The 20,839-nt window shown below is 66.0% G+C and carries 19 protein-coding genes and 1 pseudogene; 15 read left to right on the top strand and 5 right to left on the bottom strand.

Annotated features, from left to right (window positions below; all coding sequences use genetic code 11):
• Positions 1-6 precede the first annotated feature (6 nt).
• Positions 7-993, top strand: a complete 987-nt coding sequence (locus EYZ64_RS22475) for a cyclase family protein (RefSeq protein ID WP_135456840.1) — start codon at positions 7-9, stop codon at positions 991-993.
• A 6-nt stretch (positions 994-999) separates the two neighbouring features.
• Complete coding sequence (locus EYZ64_RS22470; protein ID WP_135456838.1) at positions 1,000-1,581, top strand: NADPH-dependent FMN reductase; 582 nt, start codon at positions 1,000-1,002, stop codon at positions 1,579-1,581.
• Positions 1,582-1,588: 7 nt separating this feature from the next.
• Here EYZ64_RS22470 and EYZ64_RS22465 read toward each other — a convergent pair whose 3' ends face one another.
• Positions 1,589-2,248, bottom strand: a complete 660-nt coding sequence (locus tag EYZ64_RS22465; RefSeq protein WP_286175091.1) for a class I SAM-dependent methyltransferase — start codon at positions 2,246-2,248, stop codon at positions 1,589-1,591.
• Positions 2,249-2,328: 80 nt separating this feature from the next.
• Entirely contained in the window at positions 2,329-3,372 is a 1,044-nt protein-coding gene (locus EYZ64_RS22460) for an alpha/beta fold hydrolase (RefSeq protein WP_135456834.1), read from the bottom strand.
• A gap of 191 nt (positions 3,373-3,563) precedes the next feature.
• Between EYZ64_RS22460 and EYZ64_RS22455 the strand changes: the two genes are divergently transcribed.
• From EYZ64_RS22455 to EYZ64_RS22405, 11 genes and pseudogenes are all read left to right on the top strand, one after another.
• Positions 3,564-4,388 (top strand): alpha/beta fold hydrolase, encoded by an 825-nt coding sequence (locus EYZ64_RS22455; RefSeq protein ID WP_135456832.1) that lies wholly within the window; start codon positions 3,564-3,566, stop codon positions 4,386-4,388.
• Complete coding sequence (locus EYZ64_RS22450; protein ID WP_135456830.1) at positions 4,385-5,194, top strand: SDR family NAD(P)-dependent oxidoreductase; 810 nt, start codon at positions 4,385-4,387, stop codon at positions 5,192-5,194. Before EYZ64_RS22455 ends, EYZ64_RS22450 begins: the two co-directional genes overlap by 4 nt.
• A gap of 126 nt (positions 5,195-5,320) precedes the next feature.
• Positions 5,321-6,040, top strand: coding sequence for a TetR/AcrR family transcriptional regulator (locus EYZ64_RS22445; RefSeq protein ID WP_450072315.1), 720 nt, complete (start codon positions 5,321-5,323; stop codon positions 6,038-6,040).
• Positions 6,037-6,231, top strand: a complete 195-nt coding sequence (locus EYZ64_RS22440; RefSeq protein ID WP_135456828.1) for a ferredoxin — start codon at positions 6,037-6,039, stop codon at positions 6,229-6,231. The genes EYZ64_RS22445 and EYZ64_RS22440 overlap by 4 nt, the downstream gene beginning before the upstream one ends.
• A 55-nt stretch (positions 6,232-6,286) precedes the next feature.
• Entirely contained in the window at positions 6,287-7,462 is a 1,176-nt protein-coding gene (locus EYZ64_RS22435) for a cytochrome P450 (RefSeq protein ID WP_450072316.1), read from the top strand.
• 50 nt (positions 7,463-7,512) lie between these two features.
• A complete protein-coding gene (locus EYZ64_RS22430) occupies positions 7,513-8,682 on the top strand; it encodes an amidohydrolase family protein (RefSeq protein WP_135456824.1) in 1,170 nt (389 codons plus the stop codon).
• Positions 8,679-9,947, top strand: coding sequence for a M24 family metallopeptidase (locus tag EYZ64_RS22425; RefSeq protein WP_135456822.1), 1,269 nt, complete (start codon positions 8,679-8,681; stop codon positions 9,945-9,947). The genes EYZ64_RS22430 and EYZ64_RS22425 overlap by 4 nt, the downstream gene beginning before the upstream one ends.
• Positions 9,937-11,070, top strand: coding sequence for a M24 family metallopeptidase (locus tag EYZ64_RS22420; RefSeq protein ID WP_135456820.1), 1,134 nt, complete (start codon positions 9,937-9,939; stop codon positions 11,068-11,070). The genes EYZ64_RS22425 and EYZ64_RS22420 overlap by 11 nt, the downstream gene beginning before the upstream one ends.
• Positions 11,063-12,022 carry an enoyl-CoA hydratase/isomerase family protein gene (locus EYZ64_RS22415; protein ID WP_135456818.1) on the top strand — a complete coding sequence of 320 codons (960 nt, stop codon included), beginning with the start codon at positions 11,063-11,065 and terminating at the stop codon, positions 12,020-12,022. Before EYZ64_RS22420 ends, EYZ64_RS22415 begins: the two co-directional genes overlap by 8 nt.
• Positions 12,023-12,103: 81 nt before the next feature.
• Positions 12,104-14,521 (top strand): CaiB/BaiF CoA transferase family protein, encoded by a 2,418-nt coding sequence (locus EYZ64_RS22410; protein WP_135456815.1) that lies wholly within the window; start codon positions 12,104-12,106, stop codon positions 14,519-14,521.
• Between the two features lie 29 nt (positions 14,522-14,550).
• Positions 14,551-15,352, top strand: a pseudogene (locus tag EYZ64_RS22405) (SDR family NAD(P)-dependent oxidoreductase).
• Between the two features lie 10 nt (positions 15,353-15,362).
• Here the strand turns inward: EYZ64_RS22405 and EYZ64_RS22400 are convergent.
• Together EYZ64_RS22400 and EYZ64_RS22390 are read right to left on the bottom strand one after the other, a co-directional pair.
• On the bottom strand, positions 15,363-16,208 hold the full coding sequence (locus tag EYZ64_RS22400; protein ID WP_135456813.1) for a mycofactocin-coupled SDR family oxidoreductase: 846 nt from the start codon (positions 16,206-16,208) through the stop codon (positions 15,363-15,365).
• 516 nt (positions 16,209-16,724) lie between these two features.
• On the bottom strand, positions 16,725-17,444 hold the full coding sequence (locus EYZ64_RS22390; RefSeq protein ID WP_167857925.1) for a TetR/AcrR family transcriptional regulator: 720 nt from the start codon (positions 17,442-17,444) through the stop codon (positions 16,725-16,727).
• Positions 17,445-17,650: 206 nt separating this feature from the next.
• On the opposite strand from EYZ64_RS22390, the gene EYZ64_RS22385 reads away from it, so the two are divergent.
• On the top strand, positions 17,651-18,433 hold the full coding sequence (locus tag EYZ64_RS22385) for an enoyl-CoA hydratase (protein WP_044522267.1): 783 nt from the start codon (positions 17,651-17,653) through the stop codon (positions 18,431-18,433).
• A 16-nt stretch (positions 18,434-18,449) separates the two neighbouring features.
• Positions 18,450-19,931, top strand: a complete 1,482-nt coding sequence (locus EYZ64_RS22380; RefSeq protein ID WP_135456809.1) for an adenylate/guanylate cyclase domain-containing protein — start codon at positions 18,450-18,452, stop codon at positions 19,929-19,931.
• A 95-nt stretch (positions 19,932-20,026) separates the two neighbouring features.
• On the opposite strand, the gene EYZ64_RS22375 is transcribed toward EYZ64_RS22380, so the two are convergent.
• Complete coding sequence (locus EYZ64_RS22375; RefSeq protein ID WP_135460185.1) at positions 20,027-20,818, bottom strand: acyl-CoA dehydrogenase family protein; 792 nt, start codon at positions 20,816-20,818, stop codon at positions 20,027-20,029.
• Positions 20,819-20,839 lie beyond the last annotated feature (21 nt).

The following is a 20,839-nucleotide window of genomic DNA, read 5'->3' as shown; positions in this document are numbered from 1 at the left end:
GGGACGATGAGCGACTTTCGCAAGGTCGCCGACGATGTGCGCAACTGGGGTCGCTGGGGTTCCGACGATGAGCTGGGCACACTGAACCTGATCACCCCCGCCAAGGTTGCCGAGGGTGCGTCGCTGGTCACCCACGGCAAGGTGTTCGCACTCGGCGGCGACTTCTCGTCGGCCGGCCCGCAGGGAGCGTTCCAGTTCCGGCAGAACCCGACCCATGTGATGACGGTGGACGGCGGCGACGCCAACACGCTGGCGCAGTACGGCCCACAGTGGCTGCGCAATTCGGTGGCCCACGAGGTCAGCGGGTTCTTCGTGGACAATCCGTTCCGCTTCAACGACGACATGATCGTCATGCCGCTGCAGGCCGCCACGCAATGGGATGCCCTGTCGCACGTCTACTACGAGGACAAGCTCTACAACGGATTCCCGGCCGATTCGGTCACCAGCTTCGGCGCGTTCCGCTGCGGTATCGACAAGGTCGACGGCAAGGGCATCACCTCTCGCGGGGTGCTGCTGGATGTGGTCCGGCACCGCGGCGCCGAGCAGTTCCTGGAACCGGGCAATCCGATCACGCCGGCCGAGCTCGATGACGTGGCCAGGGCGCAGGGAGTAGCCGTCACACCCGGTGACATCGTGGTGGTGCACACTGGCTGGTGGACAAGGTTTTTGGCCACCGGCGATGGGGCCGAACCCGGGTCGGGACTGGATTGGCGTTGCGCCTCGTGGCTGCACGACCACCAGGTGGCGGCTGTGGCAGCAGACAATCTGATGGTCGAGGACCCCGACCCGGCCAACGGTGTCGAGGGCACTTTCCTGCCGATGCACATGCTGTGCCTGCGGGACATGGGCCTGATGCTCGGCGAGTACTGGGACCTGGGTGCGCTGGCGGCCGACTGCGCGGCCGACGGTGTCTACGAGTTCCAGCTCATCGCCCCGCCGCTGCGGGTCACCGGTGCCGTCGGTTCGCCGGTGAATCCCATTGCGATCAAGTGAGGAAACATGACGTCAGCTGAAAAGGTGCCGTTCGTGGTCGGGCTCGGCGGCACCCTACGCGCGGACTCCTCGACCGAGCGGGCCGTGCGGTACTGCCTGGAGTCGGTGGAACGGCAGGGAGGCCGGACCCGGATGTTCGCCGGGCCGGATCTGGAGTTGCCGATGTATGCGCCGCATTCGTTGGAGCGCACGCCCGCGGCTCTGGAGTTCGTCTCCGCGCTGCGTGACGCTGACGCTGTGGTGGTGGGCTCGCCGGGCTATCACGGTGCGATCTCCGGTCTGGTCAAGAACGCGCTCGACTACATCGAGGACCTGCGGGAGGACCCGCGGGTCTACCTGGACAACACCCCGTGGGGCTGCATCAGTTGCGCCTACGGGTGGCAGGCCGCGGTGGGAACGCTGGGGCAGTTGCGCTCCATCGGTCATGCGTTGCGGGCCTGGCCCACCCCGCTGGGGGTGGCGATCAACTCCGCGGACAAGATCTGGTCTGAGACTGGCGAACTGGCCGACGGAACCGTGCGCGGTCAGCTCGAGATGCTGGCCACCCAGCTGCTCACCTTCGGCCGGTCCAACGGAGCGGCGCGATAGCTTCGGATCACAATGTGGCCCGGCCGACGACGAGCGGACGGACGATCGCCGGCATGCCCCGCCATATGCCGTCATCGGCTGCGACGGCGAACCCGCACGCCCGCATCAGTTCCACTGTCTGACGATTGCAGTGGCAGCCGCCACCAAAGCTGCGCCACGGTCGGAACAGGGCATCCTGGCACGCCGCGAGAAGCCGTGAGCTCGCACGGACATGTTCGATGAACAGCAACTGCCCGTCAGGGCGGAGCACACGGGCGATCTCGCGCAGCGCACCTCCGGGATCGTCGACGGTGCACAGGGCGAGGGTCGAAACAACCGTGTCCACGGAGGCATCGGCCAGCGGCAGTCGCTCCGCACGCGCGTCGACGACCCGCGCGACGCCCTCGTACCGCGGCAAACGGTGCGCGAGCTTCCGGCGCATGCCCGGCTCGGGTTCGGTGAGCACAAGCTCCGCGATCCCATTCGGGTAGTGCGCGATGTTCAGGCCTGTACCGGCGCCGATCTCGACGACGTGACCGCGGGCGCCGGCCAGCAGAGTATGCCGCCGGTGGCGCATTCCTGCGATCTCACCCATCCAGAGAAACGGGTCGTACACCCGCGCCATGATCCGAAGCCACGTCGGCGATGACGGTCTCGGCTGAAGTTCAGTACTCACAATGTCGGTCATGCCACGAACGTACGAACACCCGTGTCGTACGCGCATCGCTCAACGCGGCCATCTTCGGCGGATGGCCCATTCCGGCCATCTCACAGGAGTCCGAGACGCGCGGCCTCCGCGACAGCCGCCGTTCGCGAGGTGCGACCCAGCTTGCGGCGGATATTCGCCACGTGTCGGTGAACGGTATGTGGGCTCAGCACCAGCTGCTCGGCGATCTCGCGATCACCGAGACCGCGCGCAACGCAGGCGAGGATTTCACGCTCACGACGGGACAGTAGGACCGATTCCGGCCCGCCGGCAGGGGGCCGCGACGGCTGCGCCGGTGACAGGGCTTGGCGGCATGCGCGGACCACGGAATCGGTGTCACCGTGCCAAGGGAAGTGTGCGCTTCCCTGCAACGGGATGAACGTCGCGCCCGATATCGAGGCCGCGACCTCACGGCCGAGCCGGGACGGCACTGCGCGGTCGTTACGACGATGCACGACCAGCGCAGGCTGGCGAACGAGGGGTAGGTGTTCGCGCACATCGAGGCGATAGGCGAGATCCAGCAAGGCGGCGGCGGTCTCGGCGGTCGCCGCTTCCCGTTGAAACCGGGCAAAGCGCTCGTGCTCAGCAGCGTCCGCGGTGCCGAGGAAGATGTCACTGAGCAGACGAGAGCCCAATCCCCAATGTGCGCGTACCGCAGTCAGAATCGCGTCACCCACACCCGGTGCCGTCAGTGCCGCACCGGTGGGGTACGACCCGTACAGCACCAAGTGCTCGACGCGCTGCGGATACGCCGCGGCAAATGCGATGGCGGTGCAACTTCCCGACGAGCCGCCGATGAGCGACACGCGCTCGAGCCCGAGCTCGTCGAGAAGCGCGCGCAGTGTCGCAACCTCCTCATCGAGGTTCAGATCCGAATCTCGCAGAGCACGATCCGACATGCCGACGCCGAGGCGGTCATAGCGGATCAGTGTGTATCCGTCCGAGACCCCTTCCCAGAATCGCCGGAAGCTCGCGCTCTGCCAGTCGAGTTCGAGGTGGCTCACCCACCATGCCGGAGCAACGAGCGGTGGACCGTCCCCACGAATTTCGTAGGCCACTCGACGGGCGCCGAGGGGAAGGAACCGGATCTCGGACTTCTCCAGCATCGTCAATCAGGCTACGCATGAAGCCTGGTTGTGCACAGCTTCCGTTCGTCACCGACGGCGTCATTGATCTCCCAGCTCATCGGCTCACAGCGAAGTCGGCCGAGCGTCGTACGCGAGATTAAGCACTGTGGTCATCCGATACTTCTGAGAATGATGTTCTCCAATTGAGAAAACATCAGTATCGTGTGGCCGTGGAGTTCGCACGCAAGACCATCGACGTCGATGGCCTGACCACCGGGTACCTCGACGCCGGTCAGGGTGACCCGGTCGTCCTGTTGCACGGCGGCGAGTTCGGCGCCGGTGCCGAATTGGGTTGGGAGCGCGCCATCGACGCGCTCGCCGAGAACTACCGGGTGCTCGCCCCCGACATGTTGGGGTTCGGTGGGAGTGCCAAAGTTATCGATTTCAACGACGGCCGGGGCATGCGGATCCGGCACATCGCCCGGTTCTGCGCCGAACTCGGCGTCCATGAAGCCCATTTCGTCGGCAATTCGATGGGCGCGATCAACCTGCTGGTCGATGCCACCTCGGATGCGCCGCGGCTCCCTGCGCGGTCGCTCACCGCGATCTGCGGGGGAGGGGAGATCCAGCGCAACGAACATTCGGCGGCGTTGTACGACTATGACGCCACGCTGGACGGGATGCGACGCATCGTCACCGCACTGTTCGCCGATCCGGCCTATCCGGCCGATGAGGCCTACGTGCAGCGGCGGTACGAGTCGAGCATCGCGCCGGGGGCCTGGGAAACCTTGGCCGCGGCCCGATTTCGGCGGCCCGGCCTGGAGGCACCGGCGATGCCGTCGGCGCAACGGGCATATGACCGCATCGGTGTGCCGACCATGATCATCGAGGGGGATCGTGACAAGCTGCTGCCGCCCGGCTGGGCCGCCGAAATCGCCGGCCAGATCGCCGGTGCCCGCAGTGCGGTGATTCCCGGTGCCGGGCACTGCCCGCAGATCGAACAGCCCGCCGCGCTCATCACGGTGCTGCTGGAATTCCTGAAAGAGGTGTCATGACAGGCAATGAGTTGGCCGGAAAAGTCGCGATCGTCACCGGCGGTGCGTCGGGTCTCGGCGAAGGATTGGTGCGCCGGTTCGCCGCCGAGGGCGCCCAGGTGATGATCGGCGACGTCGACGAGGACCGCGGCAAGGCATTGGCCGCCGAGCTGGGCGAGAACACCCGGTTCCTGTTCACCGACGTCGGCGACGTCGATCAGGTGGGTCGGCTCGTGTCGACCGCGGTGGAGACCTTCGGCGGTCTGGACGTCATGGTCAACAACGCCGGGGTCTCGGGCCGGATGCACCGCCGGTTTCTCGACGACGATCTCGCCGACTTCGATTCTGTGATGCGAATCAACGTCCGGGCGGTGATGGCCGGTACCCGTGATGCCGCGCGGTACATGTCCGAGCACGGGGGCGGTTCGATCCTGAACCTCACCTCGATCGGCGGCATTCAGGCCGGCGGCGGGGTGATGACGTACCGCGCGTCGAAGGCCGCGGTCATCCAGTTCACCAAGTCCGCGGCGATCGAATTGGCCCACTACGAGATACGGGTCAATGCCATCGCTCCGGGCAACATCCGTACGGCGATCGTGGCCAAGTCGGCCGCGCCCGACGAGCGTGAGCGCATCGAAGAGTTCGAGGCGGGGATCCGGGCCCAGATGCGCAACGACCGCCCGCTCAAACGGGAGGGCACGGTCGAGGACGTTGCCGAGGCGGCGGTCTACTTCGCGACAGACCGGTCGCGGTACGTGACGGGAACCGTGCTGCCGATCGACGGCGGCACCGTCGCGGGCAAGGTCATCGTCCGGAAGTCCAAGTAGGCCCGCCTGACCGATTGAGATTGCGTTCAGGGTCCTGATCTGCGGCGAACCGCGACCATGGCCGCAATCTCAACGCCGGTCTGGACCGAGTGCCAGGCGCAATCCGGTGGCTTCGACTTGCCTGCGATCAATTTAAATCAACTGCTTGACTTAATTACAGGAGGGGCGTTGACTGTAACGGTGACAGCAGCCAACCGGACCGCCCGCGCCGATCGGGCGAGCAGTACCCAGGAGGCGATCCTCAAGGCGGCCGAACGGCTGTATGCCGAGCACGGCGTGTTCGCGGTGTCCAACCGCCAGGTGAGCGAAGCGGCCGGGCAGGGCAACAACGCGGCGGTCGGTTACCACTTCGGCACCAAGACGGATCTGGTCCGCGCGATCGAGCACAAGCACCGCGGGCCGATCGAGTACCTGCGCGAGCAGATGGTTGCCGACACCGGCGATTCGGCCGAGCTCCGGGACTGGGTCTCCTGCTTGGTGCAGCCGCTCACCGATCACCTTGCGGCGCTGGGTAACCCGACCTGGTACGCCAGGTTCGCCGCCCAGGTGATGACCGATCCGGCCTACCACAACATCGTGGTCCGCGACGCGTTGAGTTCGCAGTCGCTGGTGCAGGTCATCGAGGGGATGAACAACTGCCTACCTGAACTGCCCGCCGAGGTGCGCGCCGAACGCAACATCATGGCGCGCAATCTGTTGATGCACAGCTGCGCCGATCGGGAGCGCGCGATGGCCCAGGGCGGCAACGTGCCGCGGGCGTCCTGGCAGGGCGCGGCTTCGGGATTGATCGACGCCATCGTCGGCCTGTGGATGGCGCCGGTTACTCAAGAAAGCGACCTCATATGAAAGTCACTGTCGACCAGGACAAGTGCGTTTCGTCGGGGCAGTGCGTACTCAACGCCAGTGAGGTGTTCGACCAGCGTGACGAAGACGGTGTCGTCGTCCTGCTCGAACCCGCACCCGGTCCGGACCAGACCGACAACGCCCGCCGCGCCGCAGCGGCCTGCCCAGCCCTAGCCATCGAGATCCAAGACTGACCTGAGGAATGACGTGTCCGAAACCGTTACCGAAGTAGACATCCCCGAATACCCGATGGAGCGCGACGTGCGATGCCCCTTCGCGCCGCCGCCGCCCATGCTGGGCAACCCCAAAGGCCTGTTCCGCGTGAAGATCTGGAACGGCAGCACCCCGTGGCTGATCTCCGGTCACGAAGAGGCCCGGACCCTCTTCGCAGACTCCCGGATCAGTGTGGACGACCGGATCGATGGTTTCCCGCACTGGAACGAGCACATGCTCTCCACCGTGGACAAGCGGCCGCGGTCGGTGTTCACCTCGGATGCCGAGGAGCACACCCGGTTCCGTCGGATGCTGTCCAAGCCGTTCACCTTCAAGCGCGTCGAGGGTCTGCGGCCGGCGATTCAGAAGGTCACCGACGAGTGCATCGACAAGATCCTGGCCGGCCCGAAACCAGCCGATGCCGTGGCCGAATTGGCCTTGCCGGTACCCACCGTGGTGATCAGCGAGATGCTCGGTGTTCCTTACGAAGACCACGAGTTCTTCCAGGAGCACGCCAACGCCGGCCTGGCCCGCTACGCCGCAGCGGACGCCATGCAGAAGGGCGCGATGAGCCTGCACCAGTACCTGATCAATCTGGTCGAGGAGAAGCAGGCGAACCCGTCCGAGGACGCGGTGTCCGATCTGGCCGAGCGGGTGACTGCGGGGGAGATCAGCGTCAAGGAGGCCGCGCAGCTGGGCACCGGTCTGCTGATCGCCGGGCACGAGACCACCGCCAACATGATCGGCATCGGCATCCTGGCGCTCCTGGAGAACCCCGAGCAGGCCGACTTCCTGCGTAATGCCGAGGACCCCAAGGTCATCGCCAATGCGGTCGAGGAACTGATGCGTTATCTGTCCATCATCCAGACCGGCCAGCGCCGGGTGGCGCTGGAGGACATCGAGATCGGCGGCGAGACCATCCGCGCCGGTGACGGCGTCATCATCGATCTGTCCCCGGCCAACTGGGACGCGAAGGCCTACCCGGAGCCCGAGAAGCTCGACCTCAGCCGCGACGCCGGCCAGCAGCTGGGCTTCGGCTACGGCCGCCACCAGTGCGTCGGTCAGCAGCTCGCCCGCGCCGAACTGCAGATCGTCTTCCACACCCTGCTGCGCCGGATCCCGACCCTGCGCCTGGCCGTTCCGCTCGACGAGGTGCCGTTCAAGCACGACCGTCTCGCCTATGGCGTCTACGAGCTTCCCGTGACGTGGTAATTGCCGGTACGCCGGCCTTCAGCCCCTACAGCCCGAATGGAGTACCACAGATGACTGCTTCAACGACCCTCTATCCGCCGGAAGGCTTTGGTGCACCGAAGAATCGCCGGGGCCATGCGACAGAAGGCGGCCTCACGGGGCTTCCTAGCGGCACGGAGATCTTCTCGGCCGACAACCACATCTCGGTGGCCGACGATATTTTCTTCGAGCGCTTCCCCGAGGAGCTCAAGGGCGCCGCGCCGCGGATCTGGTACGAGGATGGCGCCTACATGGTCGGGATGAAGGGCAAGGCCTGGACCGGGGGCGATTTCGGCCGCGTCCTGATGCAGTACGACGACCTGGCCGGAGCCGCGTCGAACAACATCCCGGCGCGCATCCGCGAGCTCAAAGAGGACGGCATCGACAAGGAGCTGGCCTTCCCCAATGCGGTGCTGGCTCTGTTCCACTACCCGGACAAGTCGCTGCGCGAGCGGGTGTTCCGGATCTACAACGAGCACATCGCCGCGTTGCAGGAGCAGTCGAACGGACACTTCTACGGTGTCGGCCTGATCAACTGGTGGGACCCCAAGGGCACCCGGAGCACCCTCGAGGAGCTGAAGTCGCTCGGGCTCAAGACGTTCCTGCTGCCACTGAATCCGGGCAAGGACGACGAGGGCAACATCTACGACTACGGCAGCACCTCGATGGACGCGGTCTGGGACGAGATCGAGGCCTCGGGTATCCCGGTCAGCCACCACATCGGCGAGACGCCGCCCAAGACGCCGTGCGAGAACAACAGCGTCGTGGTCGGCATGATGGTCAACGTCGACTCGTTCCGTGAGCAGTTCGCCAAGTACGTCTTCTCCGGAATCCTCGATCGGCATCCGAATCTCAAGATCGGCTGGTTCGAGGGCGGGATTGCCTGGGTACCAACGGCTTTGCAGGACGCTGAGCACATGCTGGCCTCTTACCGGCACATGTTCAACCACGAGTTGCAGCACGACGTCCGGCACTACTGGGGCAAGCACATGACCGCGTCGTTCATGGTGGACCCCTTGGGGCTGCGGCTGATCGACGAGATCGGTGTCGACAACGTGATGTGGTCCAGCGACTATCCGCACAACGAGAGCACCTTCGGCTACTCGGAGAAGTCACTGGCGACCGTTGTGGAGGCGGTCGGACCGGAGAACGCGGTCAAGATCGTGTCCACCAACATTCAGAAGTTCCTGGGGCTTCTATGAGCGCTCTCACTCAAACGGGCGTCACCCAGATCGCCCGTACCGGGTTCACCCCGCTCGACATACCCGACGAGCCTGACCTCGCCCGGATGCGTCGAGACGTCGGTGCGCGCCTGCACGCCGCGATGGCGGACCAGGGTGTGGACGCGCTCGTGCTGCTCGGCAACGGCAATGTCATGTACGCCACCGGCATTGCCTGGCCGCTGGCCGACGCGGGACTGTCGCATGTCGAGCGGCCGATCGCGGTCGTGCTGGCCGACGACGAACACCCGCACCTGTTCCTGCCGTTCCGCGAGGGCGCGGCGATGGAAACCGGGTTGCCCGATGATCACCTGCACGGACCGGTCTATCTCGAATTCGACGAGGGTGTCGCTCAATTCGCGAAGGTCCTGGCCGGGCTGGTGCCCGCCGGCGCGACGATCGCCACCGATGAGCTGACCGGGGCGATGCGGCTGGCCGGCAGTGCACTGTTCCCCAGCGCACCGGTGGATGCCGCCCTGGTGGTCGGTGCGGCGAAACTCGTCAAGACGATCGACCAGATCGCCTGTGTCCGCCGGGCCTGTCAGATCACCGAACAGGCCGTTGCCGAGATCCACAAGTCGCTGGCGCCCGGCGTGCGCCAGATCGATCTGTCTGCCGAATTCGTGCGCCGCACTTTCGAACTGGGCGCCACGACCAACATGTTCGACTCGATCTGGCAGGCCATGCCCGCGTCTAAGGCGGAAGGTACCTGGACCACCACCGGTGATCTTGCGCTGCCGCTGTTGACCACCGAGCGAGAGTTGCAGCGGGGCGATGTGCTGTGGACCGACGTGTCCATCGCCTACCACGGCTACTGCTCCGACCACGGGCGGACATGGATCGTCGGGCAGGACCCGACGGCCGCTCAGCAGAAGCAGTTCGACAAGTGGAGTCGCATCGTAGATGCGGTGCTCGCGGTCACCAAGGCCGGTGCCACCTGTGGCGACCTCGGCCGGGCGGCGACGGAAGCCGGCGGCGGACAGAAGCCGTGGCTGCCGCACTTTTACCTGGGCCACGGCATCGGTACCAGCGCAGCTGAAATGCCGATGATTGGAACGGATCTCGGCCAGGAGTGGGACGACAACTTCGTCTTCCCCGAAGGCATGCTGCTCGTATTCGAGCCGGTGGTCTGGGAGGACGGCACCGGCGGTTATCGCGGCGAGGAGATCGTGGTGGTAACCGAGGGCGGCTGGACGCCGCTGACCGCATATCCGTACGACCCCTATGAGGTGTCCCGTGGGAACTGAAATCGAGGCCGACGGCCGGGCACTGCGCGTCAGCCGACGGGAGCGCGCCATTGCCCAGATGGAGGCCCATGACCTCGACGCGCTGGTACTCGGCAGGCAGGCCAACGTGCGGTACATCTCCGGCGCCCCGCAACTGTGGGTGGTGGGTACCAGGCCCTTCGGGCCGATCTGCACGTTCGTCCGCGCCACGGGTGAGATCCACCTGAACAGCACGTGGGACGAGGGCATCCCCGAGGAGATCCCACACGAGAATCTTTACGGATTCGCGTGGAACCCGATGACTCTGGTCGATGTGCTGCGCGGCATCAAGGGTTCCGATTCGGCGTGGCGCATCGGAACCGATGCCCTGACACCGACGTTCGCCAAGCTGTTGCCGATGGCCTTCCCGAACGCGGAGCTGGTCGACGGCGAGCAGGCGATGAGGGCTGCGCGCCGAGTGAAGACCCCCGAGGAGATCCTGGCGCTGCGGCGGGCACTGGCCGTCGCCGAGGAAGGACTGGCCAAAGGCGTTGCCGAACTGGTTCCGGGAACCACCGAGAAGCGCCTTGCCGGTGCGATATTGGAGGCCGAGGCGGCCGGCGGGGTGAGCACCCCGGCGACGCAGGACGCTGCGTGGGTCACCTCGAAAGACCATCCGTGGCGCCGTGCCGAACGCGATGGCCGCGTGAGCGAGGGCGACCTGGTGGCCCTGTCAGCGGGTGTGCTCGCCGACGGTTACGTCGCGGAGGTCGCGCGCACGGTATCGGTGGGTGAACCGACGGATGCGGTTCGATCGCTGTACCGACGTCGGGATGACCTGTGGGACAGGCTGATCGATGCCTGCCGTGCCGGTAAGCCGACCAGCGCGTTGCTGGATGCGTACGAGCAGGCCGGCGAACCGCTACCGGCGATGCCGGTGGCGCACGGGCTCGGGTTGGGATTCGACCCGCCGGTGGTGTCCCCGAACCTGCGGGCGACCGCCGAGGCCGACATCCTCGAGGAAGGCATGGTCCTCGCCGTTACGGGCTACGTCTGGGAGCGGGGCATCGGCGCGGTGTTCACCCGGGATGCCGTCGTCATCGGCGCCGACGGTCCCGAGGTACTAACCCAGGCCCCATCAGACAGTGAGGCGGCACATGCCTGAGCGACCCACCCCGGAGGAGATCATCCTCTATGAGAAGGACCCCAAGACCAAGATCGCCACCATCACGTTCAACCGGCCGGAGTTCCTCAACGCGCCGACCTCGATGGCCCGGCTGCGTTATGCCGACGTGCTGCGAGCGGCCAATGCCGACAACGACGTCAAGGTGGTGATCATTCGCGGCGTCGGGGACAACCTGGGCAGCGGGGCAGACCTTCCGGAGTTCATGGAGGGTAACGATAATCCGTCGGTCCGCCTGGCCGAGCTGCGCCTGGAGGACGACGGAGTCGGGGAGGTGACGTACCCGCCAAAGGGCACCTTCCGCAACGGCGCCACGATCAGTTCGTGGTACGCGAACTCCCAGGCCGGCAACCGCGCGTTGCAGGACTTCAAGAAGATCAGCATCGTCGAGGCCAAGGGCTACTGCTACGGCTGGCACTTCTACCAGTGCGCGGACGCCGACTTGGTGATCTCGTCCGATGACGCCCTGTTCGGGCATCCGTCGTTCCGGTATCACGGTTGGGGGCCACGTATGTGGACGTGGGTCCAGATGATGGGCCTGCGGAAGTTCCAGGAGATGGTCTTCACCGGAAGGCCGTTCACCGCCGCGGAGATGTACGACTGCAACTTCCTGAACAAGGTGGTAGCCCGCGATCAGCTGGAAGCCGAAGTGCAGAAGTACGCGCTGGCCTGTACCCGGAACAGGCCGGTGGACACCGTCTTTCAGCAGAAGATGTTCTTCGAGATCTTCAAACAGCAGCAGGGCGAATACATGGGCAGTCTGCTGAGCGCGTTCTTCGAGTCGATGGGCAACGGGGTGGCCAACGACAGCGATGACGACCTGGACATGTTCGAGTCGATCGATTCGGGGCTGTCGGCCGCGGTCAATGACAACGACAGCAAGTTCCCGCCCGATTTCCGGCTGTCCAAGAAGAACAGGGCGAAACCCGAATGACTCAGTGCGCCGAAACGGTATTCCAGCAGTGAAAGTGCGAGTGGCCGCCTGCTGGAATGCGGTTTCGGCGGGAGAGCGGACATGACAGCACCACTTGACGGGTACATCGTCATCGACCTGTCCAGCGGGATCGCCGGCGCGTACGCCACGAAGATCCTCGCCGACGGCGGCGCAGATGTGATCAAAGTCGAGGCCCCCGAAGGTGACCCGTTGCGCCGCTGGTCGGCCTCGGGTGCACACATCGGCCCGGATGAGGACGGCGCCCTGTTCGCCTTCCTGGCCGGCGGGAAACGCAGTGTGGTCGTCCCTCCCGACGACCCGCAACTGCTGGACCGGCTGGTGGCAGCCGCCGACGCCGTGATCTGGTCTCCGGAATCGTCCGTCGCCCAGTCGATGGCACCCGAGGATCTCTTTCGGCGGCATCCCCATCTGATCGTCACGACGATCACACCGTTCGGGTTGGACGGGCCGTGGAGTGGCCGGGCCGCCACCGAGTTCACTCTGCAGGCTTGGTCAGGTGGCGCGATCGGGATCGGGCGGGGCGTGCAGGACCGGGCGCCGGTATCGATCGGCGGGCAGGTGGGCGAGTGGCTGGCCGGTGCGTACGCGGCGGCGATGACGCTGGCATTCCGAGCGCGGGCGATTCGTGACGGCCACGGCGAGCTGGTGGATCTGTCGGCGCTGGAGGCCCAGATCCTGGGGCTGACGTATTACCCGGTCACCTACTTCGAAATGCTGGGCCGCCCGTGGCGCAGCGAGCGAAAGCCCACGGTTCCGGGGATCGCCGAGGCGGCCGACGGTCTGGTCGCACTCGGGTGCGGCACCGCCCAGCAGTGGTGGGACCTGTGTGCGATGTCGGGTCACGACGAATGGATCGACGAGACCTCGGAGCTCACGATCACCGAGCAGGCCAACCTGCATGGCGAGGAGCTGTACGCGTGGGTGCGTGAGCAGCGAGCGGACGACCTCCGTGAACTTGCCGCGGCGTTCCGGATCCCCAACTCACCGGTCGGCAACGGTGAGAACGTCACCGCCATGGACCATTTCGTGCAGCGGCAGGCGTTCATCCGGAATCCGCAGCGCGGGTTCACCCAGCCCGCCGCACCGTACCGGCTGTCAGGTGCCGCGTTGCGTGAGGCGGCGCCGGCTCCCCGTCTGGGGGAGCACACCGAAGAGATCCGGGCTACGGAGCTGACCCCGCGCGATGTGCCGGTCGGTGTACCCGGCGGGGATCGGCTGCCGTTCAGCGGGTTACGTGTGCTCGATATGACCACGTTCTGGGCCGGGCCGTCGTGCACCCATCCGCTGGGCATGCTCGGTGCCGAGGTCATCCATCTGGAGTCGACCCCGCGCCCGGACGGCACCCGGTTGATCGCGGGTATCCCGGCCACCGTCGAGCAGTGGTGGGAACGCTCGCCGATCTTCAGTGCGCTCAACACGAACAAGAAGAGCCTGACGCTGGATTTCCAGACCGAGCAGGGCCGGGATCTGTTGCGCCGGCTGATCGCCACCTGCGACGTGGTGGTGGAGAACTTCACCCCGAGGGTGATCGAGCAGATCGGGCTCGACTTCGACTCGCTGCGGGCGTTGCGCGAGGACATCATCATGGTGCGCATGCCCGGCTTCGGGCTGGACGGGCCGTGGCGGGACAACCCGGCGTTCGCGTACATCATCGAGGACGCTTCTGGGTTGAGCTGGCTCACGGGGTACCCGGATCGCACTCCGTTCGAACCGTATTCGATCGGGGACCCCAATGCCGGGGTGCACGCATTGTCGGGGTTGATGCTCGCACTCGAGCACCGGCGCCATACCGGACGGGGAGCGCTCGTCGAAGCCGCGATGGTCGATGCGGCACTCAACGTCGCCGCCGAACAGGTCATCGAGTACTCGGCCTACGGTGCGCTGCTGCAGCGCGACGGCAACCGTGGGCCGGCCGCGGCGCCGCAGAACATCTACCGGAGCGCCGAGATCGACGAGTTCGGTCGCGAAGACAGTTGGGTGGCGATCGCAGTCAGCACCGATGCCCAGTGGGTCGCACTGCGCACGGCGATCGGGCAGCCGGATTGGGCCATGGATCCGGCATTGGACTCGGCCGACGGGCGGCGGGCGCACCACGATCTGATCGACGAGAAGCTGGCCGCCTGGTGTCTACCGCGCAGCGGCGACGAGATCGTCGAAACCCTGTGGCCGGTGGGCATTCCGGTGGCCAAGGTGATGCAGCCGCACCGGCAGCTGGAGCTCGACCAAGTGCGGTTCCGGCGGTTCTTCGAACACGTCGGGCATCCGGTGAACAACGCCGCACCGCACAGCACCCTGCCCGTCTCACTGGCCAATGGGCCACGGGCGCTGCATCGACAGGCCGCACCGCTGCTCGGCGAGCACAATCACGAACTGCTGGCCGAACTGGGGCTGTCCGATGACGAGATCGCCACACTGGCCTCCGATGGCGTGATCGGCACCGAACCCGGGGTCGGCGGACGCCGCAAGGCGGCGCGCTGAGAGAGGTGTAGCCGCTAGCCTGAATAACCATGGCTATCAATCCTTCTGACATCCTGCTCACCGGTCAGGTGGCGGTTGTCACCGGCGGCGGCACCGGTATCGGCCGGGGTATCGCTGCCGGCCTCGCGGCCTTCGGTGCCTCGGTCGCGAGCCGCGCAATAGGACAACTGTGCGGAAGCCACGGAATCGATCGGTGCCCTCGGGATCGTCACCGATGTGCGCGACGCCGAGCAGGTGGATGCCGCGTTGTCGCAGACCGCTTCTGAGTTGGGGCCGGTGCGAGTCCTGGTCAACAATGCCGGCGGCGTATTCGCCTCGCCGCTGCTGGAAACCAGCGAGAAGGGCTGGGACGCGCTGTACAGGAGCAATCTGCGCCACGTGCTGTTGTGTACCCAGCGGGTGGCGCGCCGATTGGTCGCCGATGAATTGCCGGGCAGCATCATCAATCTCACGTCGATCGAGGGAGTGCGTGCGGCACCCGGCTATGCCGCGTACGCGGCCGCGAAGGCCGGCGTCATCAACTACACCCAGACCGCGTCGTTCGAACTTGCGCCGCACAACATCCGGATCAACGCGATCGCGCCCGACCTGACCATCACCGAGGGACTGCTGGCGCTGTCACCGGGCGGTCCGCCGTCGGGGATCACTGACGCCATTCCCCTGGGCCGGGCCGGGCATGTCGACGAAATCGCCGGGGCAGCAGTCTTTCTGGCGTCCGGCATGTCGGGCTGTATCACCGGGCAGACGATTCACGTCGACGGTGGCACCCGGGCTGCGGGTGGTTGGTACCGCCACCCGCAGACCGGTGCCGCAACACTCGGTCCGGGCTAGGGGTCCCGACCTACTTGAGGCAGCTTCCAGCGTCGACCGGCAGCGTCACGCCGGTGACGTAGCGGGCCTCGTCGGAGGCCAGGAACAGCACGGCGTTACTGATGTCCACCGCCTCGACCCACGGGATGGGCAGGGTGTGGAACAGCTGGCAGATCGGCGCCATGTCGTCGGGGCCCGGGTTCTCCAGGTCGGGCCGGAACATCTTGAATGTGCCGTCGTTGTGCAGCATCGGGGTCGCCACATGCGTGGGATGCACGCTGTTGCAGCGGATGTTGTGCTGGCCCAGCTCGACGGCGAAGCCGCGCATGAGACCGACGACACCGTGCTTGGCAGCGACGTAGTTGCCGCAGTGCGGGTACGCCTTGAGCCCGCCGACCGAGCTGGTGAGGATGATCGAGCCACCGCGGCCGCCTTCGATCAGGTGCGGCACACCGGCCTTGACCGACTTCCAGACACCCGACAGGTTGATGTCGATCATCTCGTCCCAGTCGAGCTGGCTCGTCTCGTGCAGGACATCGCCGCCGTTGCCGATACCGGCGTTGGCCACGATGATGTCGAGGCGGCCGAGCTGCTCGACACCGCTGTCCACCGCGGCCTTGATCGCATCGGCGTCGCGCACGTCGACCTCGGCGGTGACGACGCGGCGGTTGAGTCCCTTGATGAGGCTGGCGGTCTCGGCCAGGTCATCGGGGGTGGAGGCCGGGATGGCGGTCTCCACGCCGGGCCGGATCGGTCCACAGATGTCGATCGCGATGATGTCGGCGCCCTCTTGCGCCAGCCGCACCGCGTGGCTACGTCCCTGGCCGCGGGCCGCGCCGGTGACGAACGCGACCTTGCCTTCCACCCGTCCAGTCATTGATTACCCCAGTTCTGTTTTCGTGTCTGCCGCATACTCGGTGAAATTCTGTGCACCTGCTCAGCAACTCTGTCACCGGGCCGCCTGCTGTGTCAACGACAGATACGTTTCGGGCAATATGTACTCTCCGCTTAGAAGAACGAAGTTCTCAAGTCTCTATCGCCGCGGCGGTCCTGGGTGCGGCGGCGCATACGAAGGGCGCGGCGTTGACCGCGGGGTTCGCGGTACGGCCCGGGGATGGCGCAGTCATCCGATCGAGCGGAATCGGCATCCGCAGGTCGATGTCCAGGGGTGCGGTGTAGACCGCGCAGATCGCCGGCGTCGGTGCCGACCTTGTCGGCCTCGAAGACGTGAACACCGCTCAGTTCCACGTGTGGATGCTCGATAATCGAGCGCGGTGCGTGGGTTCCGGCGGTGCCGGTCGCCCGTAGCGCGACGCGACGGCGGTGAGTCCGGAGATCGGGCGCGCGCCTGAGTGTAAGGACAATTCTGTCCCTAGGAGAACGAAGTTCTCAGCTAGCTGGCGGCGAATCCGTTGGCGACGAAGTCCCAGACCTCGTCGGCGGTGATCGGATGGATCGAGGCGTCGTCGGTGCCGCCGCTGGATTGGGCGACGAACATCACCGTCTGCATCGTCATCGCAGCCATCCGTCGTGGGTTGATCCCGGAGCGCAGCTGGCCGGCCTCGGAGGCCTCCTCCATGAGCTCGGTGAGCAGGGCCAGCAGCGGTGCGTGCGCGACCTTGACCTCGGACGGATGCGAAACCAGCAAGCGGGGCGCGAAGTCGGTGAACAGCGGGCGCTTGGCGGCCGGATCGGGCCGGGACGATTCGAACAGCAGCTGAATGGCGACCTTGAGTCGCTCGATCGGCTCGCCCTGTGTCGAGGTGGCGGCCCGGATCTGGTCTGCCGAGCGGCTCAAAGCGTCCTCGAACAGCGCCAGTAGGAGCTCGTGCTTACCGTCGAATTGCAGGTAGAAGCTGCGTAGCGACTGGCGGGAGCGGTCGACGACCTCTTGCACCGTGAAGTCGGTGCTGCCTTTTTCGATGATGATCGCCTGGGCCGCGTCCAGGAACCGTTGCACGCGCTGGGCGGCGCGCAATTTGGCGGTTTTGATTGACCGCTCGACAGCTCGTTGCTTCCATGCGGGTTCTTCGCCAGCGGTGGTCACTGGCTGCTCGGACGCTTGTCGAGTGGGGAGAACATGAACTGACTGTACCGGAGAACGCCTTGCCATTGTGGTGCCAGACCCCCTCGCGGCCAACGTGTCGGAGATTGTAACTTTCGTACTGTGAGAATAGTATTCTCATGACGGGAATTATAGAAGTCCTTTGAGAAGAAGGGTTTCGCATCGATTTTGCCGCCGCCGGGGCGCTGTTTGCGGGTAGCTGCCGCGGTCGCGAGGGCGGCTGTCGCGTGGCAGCTGTGAACAGAAGGAAACACGTGTACATCGACTACGACGTCGCCGATTCGATCGCCACGATCACGCTCAACCGGCCCGAAGCGGCCAATGCCCAGAACCCCGAACTGCTCGACGAGCTCGACGCCGCGTGGACCAGGGCTGCCGATGACCGAGATGTGAAGGTGATCGTCCTGCGGGCCAACGGCAAGCACTTCTCCGCGGGGCATGACCTACGTGGCGGTGGGCCGGTGCCCGACAAGATCACGCTGGAATTTCTCATCGAGCACGAGTCGCGGCGCTATCTGGAGTACACGCTGCGGTGGCGCAACGTGCCCAAGCCGTCGATCGCGGCGGTGCAGGGGCGCTGCATCTCCGGCGGTCTTCTGCTCTGCTGGCCGTGTGACCTGATCCTGGCCGCCGACGATGCGCTGTTCTCCGATCCGGTGGCACTGATGGGCATCGGCGGTGTCGAGTACCACGGACACACCTGGGAACTCGGTGCCCGCAAGGCCAAGGAGATCCTGTTCACCGGCCGGGCATTGACCGCAGAGGAGGCCGAGCGCACGGGCATGGTCAACCGGGTGGTGCCGCGCGCCGAATTGGACGCCCAGACTGCCGAGCTGGCCGCGCAGATCGCCCAGATGCCGGCATTCGCCCTGCGCCAAGCGAAACGAGCCGTCAATCAGACCCTCGACGTACAGGGTTTCTACGCCGCGATCCAATCGGTGTTCGACATTCACCAGACCGGACACGGCAATGCGCTTAGCGTCAGCGGATGGCCGGTGCTGATGGATATCGACGGGATGAAGCAGAACATCAAGTAGGCCTGGGCCTCTGAATATGGGGGCCATCCGGCTCAGCGTGAGTTACGCGGCCAGGCAGATCTACGCACAGACCACCGCGGCGGCGGCAGTGACGTTCGTGGTGCTGGCGCTCAGCCGCAACACCGTCGGTGATGCGCGGGAGCTGTTGACCCAGGCGAATCTCGTTGCCCTGATCGCACTGATGGTCGCGGCGGCGATCGTCGATACCGTGGTCGGTTGGGTCAACGTCCACCCGACGTTCAAATGGTTTGCCGCGGGCGAGAATCCGACGCCGCAACAGCAACGCGCCGCAATGCGTATCGCGCCGCGTCAGACCATCATCCAGTTCACCACGTGGGCGGTGAGCGCGCTCGTGTACACGCTCCTGAATCTCGATGCCGGGGGAGGTGTCGCGTATGTGATGGGCGGTGCGATCCTTTTCGGCGGCGTCGCGGCCGCCTGCATGGGATTCCTGGTCACCCAACGGATGTTGCGGCCGATCGTCGCGGCGTCGCTGACCGCGTCCTCGTCCACGATAGTTCGCATGCCCGGCGTGCTGGCCAGGCTGATCACCATCTGGACGCTGTTCAGCGGGCTGCCCCTGGCAGGCATCGCATTGATCGTGTTGGCACGCTCCAACGGCTGGTTCGTCCAGAAGACGGCGCCCGTCGAGGCGGCGGTGTTGGTGGTGGCCATCATCTCGCTGGTCTTCGGACTTCGGTCGATGGTCCTGGTGGCGCGTTCGGTATCGGACCCCGTCGGGGAGGTCGTGCTCGCCATGAAAGCGGTCGAACGCGGTTGGTCCGGTGTCTCGGTGAGGGTCTACGAGTCGTCCGAGATCGGCCGGCTCCAATTCGGATTCAACCGGATGCTGGCCGGCCTGGCCGAGCGGAACCGGTTGCGCGACCTGTTCGGGCGCTACGTCGGGGTCGACGTGGCCCGACATGCGCTGCAGCAGGGCGGGGCGGTCACCGGCGACGTCCGTGATGCCGCGGTTCTCTATGTCGACCTGGTCGGCTCGACCGCGTTGGGTGCCTCCCGCCCGCCGCAGGAGGTGGCGCAGTTGCTCAACGGGTTCTTCAAGATCGTGGTGGATACGGTCGAGCGGCATCACGGCCTGATCAACAAGTTCGAGGGTGACGCCGTACTGGCTGTCTTCGGCGCGCCGCTACGGCTGGACAATCCGGCCTCCTCGGCGCTCGCCACCGCGCGGGCGTTGGTGCCACGGCTGCACAAGCTGCCGGATGTGGAGTTCGGCGTCGGCATTTCGTGCGGATCGGTGTTCGCAGGCAACATCGGTGCCGAGAACCGCTACGAGTACACGGTGATCGGAGACGCGGTCAACGAGGCGGCGCGGCTGGCTGACCACGCCAAGGATCGCGAGTCGACGGTGTTGTGCTCAGGAAGCGCGCTGGCCCATGCCGATGCCGACGAGGGTGAGCACTGGGTGGTGCGTGGTTCGACGGTGCTGCGTGGCCGTTCGACGGCCACGGTCTTCGCCGAACCCCTCACCCCCTAGCGCGAGCAGTCCCCCGCAAGCGGGAGGGGCCCCCACCAAAACTGCCCCTTTTCGATCGAAAAGGGGCAGTTTTATGTCTGCTCGGCAGAGAAACGCTACAGCTGGGCCAGGCGCGGCACCGTGCCACGGGCCCGCAGACCGGCTCCGGCTTTTCGGGTGAGTTCCCTTGAACTGCCCAGCAATCCGTCGAGCACCAGGACCCGCTTGATGTGCTGGTGCAACTCGTGCTCTTCGGTGAAGCCGATGCCGCCGAGCACCTGCTGGCAATGCTTGGCCGCGGTCAGCGCGGCCTTGCCCGCGGCGGCCTTGGCCAGCAGTGAGTTTAGGTCGACGTTGTCCGCGCCGGGCAGGCTCAGCGTCGCCTCGGCGCCTTCGATGGCCACCAGTGTCTCGGCCAACCGGTGCCGCACCGCCTGGAACGACGAGATCGGCTTTCCGAACTGGACCCGGTCCAGTGCATGCTGGCGTGCCAGGGTCAGCATCGCCCGGGCCGAACCGATCAGCCACCAGCCCAGTGCCCGTCGGGCTTCGGACACCCGCAGCAGCTGCCCATCAGGCACCTGACGCAGCGGCAGCCCGCCGAGGGTGATGTTGCCTTCGTTGTTCTGGCGTTCCCACACCACCCAGGTGCCGCCGGCGTAGGGCATCGGCGGAGTACCGCCGGGCAGACCGCCGATGGTCTCCAGCAACACATCGTTGAGAACCGAAGCATGCGAACCGGTTTCGCCCAGCAGCCGGAAAACCAGCGGCATGGCGACTTCGGGCATGTCGGACAGCATCTCCGCCCAGCCCAGTTCGGCGAGCGCGGCGTCCAGCTCCGGGCCCGAGGCCGACAGCATGGTCCTGCGCAGGGTGTCTTCGAGCAAGCCGAGTGATTGGGCATCCATGCCCGGTTCAGTCGTGGAATC

It is taken from the genome of Mycobacterium sp. DL99, from assembly GCF_004762045.1.
In the GTDB taxonomy this organism is placed as follows: domain Bacteria; phylum Actinomycetota; class Actinomycetes; order Mycobacteriales; family Mycobacteriaceae; genus Mycobacterium.
Note: the sequence above shows the minus strand (reverse complement) of the source record. Positions and strands in the feature narration are given on the sequence as shown.

Excerpts from the sequence above, each read along its gene's own strand:
- EYZ64_RS22400 (WP_135456813.1), bottom strand. The coding sequence starts at position 16,208 with ATGACTGGACGGGTGGAAGGCAAGGTCGCGTTCGTCACCGGCGCGGCC.
- EYZ64_RS22450 (WP_135456830.1), top strand. The coding sequence starts at position 4,385 with ATGACAGGCAATGAGTTGGCCGGAAAAGTCGCGATCGTCACCGGCGGT.
- EYZ64_RS22475 (WP_135456840.1), top strand. The coding sequence starts at position 7 with ATGAGCGACTTTCGCAAGGTCGCCGACGATGTGCGCAACTGGGGTCGC.
- EYZ64_RS22460 (WP_135456834.1), bottom strand. The coding sequence starts at position 3,372 with ATGCTGGAGAAGTCCGAGATCCGGTTCCTTCCCCTCGGCGCCCGTCGA.
- EYZ64_RS22375 (WP_135460185.1), bottom strand. The coding sequence starts at position 20,818 with ATGGATGCCCAATCACTCGGCTTGCTCGAAGACACCCTGCGCAGGACC.
- EYZ64_RS22435 (WP_450072316.1), top strand. The coding sequence starts at position 6,287 with ATGGAGCGCGACGTGCGATGCCCCTTCGCGCCGCCGCCGCCCATGCTG.
- EYZ64_RS22415 (WP_135456818.1), top strand. The coding sequence starts at position 11,063 with ATGCCTGAGCGACCCACCCCGGAGGAGATCATCCTCTATGAGAAGGAC.
- EYZ64_RS22425 (WP_135456822.1), top strand. The coding sequence starts at position 8,679 with ATGAGCGCTCTCACTCAAACGGGCGTCACCCAGATCGCCCGTACCGGG.
- EYZ64_RS22410 (WP_135456815.1), top strand. The coding sequence starts at position 12,104 with ATGACAGCACCACTTGACGGGTACATCGTCATCGACCTGTCCAGCGGG.
- EYZ64_RS22390 (WP_167857925.1), bottom strand. The coding sequence starts at position 17,444 with ATGGCAAGGCGTTCTCCGGTACAGTCAGTTCATGTTCTCCCCACTCGA.
- EYZ64_RS22440 (WP_135456828.1), top strand. The coding sequence starts at position 6,037 with ATGAAAGTCACTGTCGACCAGGACAAGTGCGTTTCGTCGGGGCAGTGC.
- EYZ64_RS22380 (WP_135456809.1), top strand. The coding sequence starts at position 18,450 with ATGGGGGCCATCCGGCTCAGCGTGAGTTACGCGGCCAGGCAGATCTAC.
- EYZ64_RS22465 (WP_286175091.1), bottom strand. The coding sequence starts at position 2,248 with ATGACCGACATTGTGAGTACTGAACTTCAGCCGAGACCGTCATCGCCG.
- EYZ64_RS22430 (WP_135456824.1), top strand. The coding sequence starts at position 7,513 with ATGACTGCTTCAACGACCCTCTATCCGCCGGAAGGCTTTGGTGCACCG.
- EYZ64_RS22470 (WP_135456838.1), top strand. The coding sequence starts at position 1,000 with ATGACGTCAGCTGAAAAGGTGCCGTTCGTGGTCGGGCTCGGCGGCACC.